At 76.4% G+C, this 2,374-nt stretch carries 2 protein-coding genes and 1 pseudogene; all 3 read left to right on the forward strand.

What is annotated here, in order from left to right; genetic code table 11:
- Positions 1-116: 116 nt before the first annotated feature.
- Positions 117-1,568 (forward strand): amidase, encoded by a 1,452-nt coding sequence (locus GCU69_RS00860; RefSeq protein ID WP_170315747.1) that lies wholly within the window; start codon positions 117-119, stop codon positions 1,566-1,568.
- Between the two features lie 267 nt (positions 1,569-1,835).
- Positions 1,836-2,114 carry a hypothetical protein gene (locus tag GCU69_RS00865; protein ID WP_098751921.1) on the forward strand — a complete coding sequence of 93 codons (279 nt, stop codon included), beginning with the start codon at positions 1,836-1,838 and terminating at the stop codon, positions 2,112-2,114.
- Positions 2,115-2,374, forward strand: a pseudogene (locus GCU69_RS00870) (4-alpha-glucanotransferase); the annotation flags it as partial. It lies immediately after the preceding gene.

Raw genomic sequence — 2,374 nt, forward strand, 5'->3', positions numbered from 1 at the left:
GGCGCGGGGCGGCGAGGAGACGGCGCGAGGCGGCGGGCGCCGGTGAGGACCGGTGAGGACCAGTGAGGACCGGTGAGGACCGGCAGCCGGCGCCACCGGCGGCATAGAGTGACCGGATGGCCGAGGCGCACGAGTTGGGCATGATCGAGCAGGCCCGGGCCGTCCGGGACGGCGCGTTGTCACCCGTCGAGCTGACCGAGCACTATCTGCGCCGGATCGAACGGCTCGACGGCGGGATCGGCGCGTATCTCACGGTCACCGCGGACCGCGCGCTGGACGACGCCCGCCACGCCGAGCGGCAGATCCTGCGCGAGCGGAGTGACGAGGAAGCGCGGCGCCGGGCCCCGCTGCTCGGGGTGCCGCTGCCGGTGAAGGACCTCGACGCGGTGCCGGGTGTCCGCTGCACCTACGGCTCCGCCGCGTTCGCCGGACACATCGCCCCCGAGGGCTCCGAGTCCCGTCTCGTCGGGCTGCTCCGCCGGGCCGGCACCGTACTGACCGGTAAGACCAACACGCCCGAGTTCGGGCTGCCCGCCTACACCGAGTCCGCGGTCGGCCCGCCCGCCCGCAGCCCGTACGCCCCGGAGCGCGGCGCCGGAGGGTCCAGCGGGGGAGCGGCGGCCGCCGTGGCCGCCGGGCTGGCGCCCGCCGCGCAGGGCAGCGACGGCGGGGGCTCGATCCGCATCCCGGCGAGCTGCTGCGGCATCGTCGGGCTCAAGCCGAGCCGGGGCAGGATCAGCCCCGCGCCGGGCGGCGACGTCAGCGGGCTGGCCACCGCCGGGCCGCTCGCCCGCACCGTCCGGGACGCCGCGGCCCTGCTCGACGTGATGTGCGCGCAGGCCCCCGGAGACCCGATGCCGCTCGCCGCGCCGCAGACGCCCTTCCTGGCGGCCTGCGACCGGGAACCGGGGCGGCTGCGGATCGGCCGCTGGGCCCGGCCCGACGTGCCGGGCGTCGAGGTCGAGCCGGAGGTGCTGGCCGTGTACGAGGAGACCTCCGCGGCTCTGGCCGGGCTCGGCCACGAGATCGTCGACGTCGAGCAGCCGCTGCGCCCCGGCGACCGGGACGCGTTCACGCCCGTCTGGGCCGTACTGGCCGCCCTCGCGCCGGTGCCGCGGGAGCGCGAGGCCGAACTGCTGCCGCTGACCCGCTGGCTGCGCGAGCAGGGCCGGGCCGCGAGCGGGCTGGACTACGCGCGGGCGCTGGACGCCATGCAGCGGGCCGGCCGGCGGCTGGCCGAGGCCGTCGCGCCGTACGACGCGGTGCTCACACCCACGCTCGCCCGGCTGCCGGTGCCCGTGGGGGCGCTGCGGGACGACGGCGACCCGGCCGCCGACTTCGACGCGCAGGTCGCCTTCACGCCCTTCACGGGGCCGTGGAACATCGCCGGGCTCCCGGCGGTGTCCCTCCCGGTGGGCTGGGCGGACGGCGGGCTGCCGGTCGGCATGATGCTCGGCGCGGCGCACGGGGCCGAGGGGCGGCTGCTGGCGCTCGCGGCCCAGCTGGAAGCGGTGTGCGTCACAGGGGCGCCGCCCTGGGGCTGGGGTCCCCGCCCGGAAATCTGGTGAGAGCGCTCCCGGCCTTGCGTGACGGGGCGGGAGAGACGCGGGAGAGAGGGTGTCCGTGGGGTGGGCGGTGTGTGTCACAGCGCAAATCTGCCGCCTCGGCGTAGGCTTTTGCTGCAATGCCTGCGCCGGAAGCGTCTTCCGGCCGCGAAATCAACCACCGCGAACCGATTGTGACTAGGGACACGTTCGCCCGGCGTTTACGTCTGCGTCGGCGTCGGCTGGGTATGGCTGCTGTGTCCCACCGCCGAGACCAAAACGGAGGCCCCCGTGGCCGCGACCGCTCAGCTCCTCCCGTCCGCCCATTCCAAACCCGGCGACCCGTTCGAGCCGCTCAACCCGTTGGACCTCGACGGGCTGACCGACATCGACTCGGGTCTCGACGGCGCCAGCTCCGGCGAATTCTCCGAACTTCCGCTGACCAGCGAGCCCCCGCTCGCCGACTCCGCCCCCCTCACCAGCGAGCCCCCGCTCGCCACCGAACTTCCGCTGACCAGCGAGCCGGCCGCGACCAGCATGGGCGCCGGCATGGAGGGCACGGAGGTCTGAATGGGCCGCGCGCGGCTCGCCGCACTGCACGGGGTGGCCACCTCGTACGAGCCCTCGCCGGGCCGCACGCTCGACGTGCCCGAGGACACCGTCGTCGCGGTTCTGGCCGCGCTGGGCGTCGACGCGTCGACGCCGCGGGCCGTGCGCGCCGCCCTCGACCGCCGTGAGCAGGAGCAGAGCCGCGCGCTGCTGCCGCCCACCGTCGTGCTGCGGGCCGGCCGGCCGCCGTGCGGGGCGCTGGCCGGGCTGCCCGGGGGCAC

It is taken from the genome of Streptomyces lycii (assembly GCF_009735685.1).
GTDB classification, from domain to species: domain Bacteria; phylum Actinomycetota; class Actinomycetes; order Streptomycetales; family Streptomycetaceae; genus Streptomyces; species Streptomyces lycii.